General features: G+C 50.2%; 1 protein-coding gene and 1 pseudogene. Both read right to left on the reverse strand.

What is annotated here, in order from left to right; translation table 11 throughout:
- The coding region (locus EIZ48_RS30455) for an ATP-binding protein (protein WP_160658777.1) at positions 1-345 on the reverse strand (345 nt) is incomplete at its 3' end.
- 24 nt (positions 346-369) lie between these two features.
- Positions 370-735: pseudogene (locus EIZ48_RS28515) on the reverse strand (IS21 family transposase); the annotation flags it as partial.

Below are 735 nucleotides of genomic sequence, written 5' to 3' on the forward strand. Positions count from 1 at the left end.
CAGGTAACTTTTGCCCACGCCGGTACTACCGGTAATAAGTATGTTCTCCTTTTTTTGGATGAACCCGCAGGAACCGAGCCGCCGGACCAGGTTCTTGTCCAGTTGKCGCGACGGTCGGTAGTCGATGGCTTCCATGACGGCCGTATACCTGAACCTTGCGGACTTGGTCAATCGCTCTATCCTACGGKTATGGCGGTCGTCCCACTCGTTCTGGRCGAGRTAGGCAATGAGTTCGTCATTGGTATAGTCGGTATCGGCACCTCCGGTTTCCATTGTTGTTGCAAAGGCCCTGTGCATTCCATAGAGCCTCATTTCTTTCATCAATTGCATTGTTTTTTCGTTCATATGTCCTGTTTTTAAGTATTGTTCCTATTCGTAGTATTTCCCCCCTCTTATGTTGTTGTGTTCGGGCATTTCCATATCCCCGTCCATACGTTCATCGATCTGGTCCCATCCCTTTTTCAGGATGCGCTCGACCATATTGTAGTTGTACGCACCATATTCCGAGGCACGTTTGCACGCATTCTCAAGACGGTCCCTGCCATATTTTTTGGCAAGGTGGAGTACCCCCAGACAGGATTTGTAGGATTGTTCCGGGTGTTGCTTCTTCTCTAGGATGGCAATGATGTACCCTTTACAGTGTCCGCCGATATTGCCCGCCCAATCGATGAACCTTTCGCTGCTCCACTCGCTTACGAAACGATGGTGCGATGGCATATGGTCGGCCAAGGTGGT

The sequence above is a fragment of the Photobacterium alginatilyticum genome (genome assembly GCF_009910675.1).
Classification (GTDB): Bacteria; Pseudomonadota; Gammaproteobacteria; order Enterobacterales; family Vibrionaceae; genus Photobacterium; species Photobacterium alginatilyticum.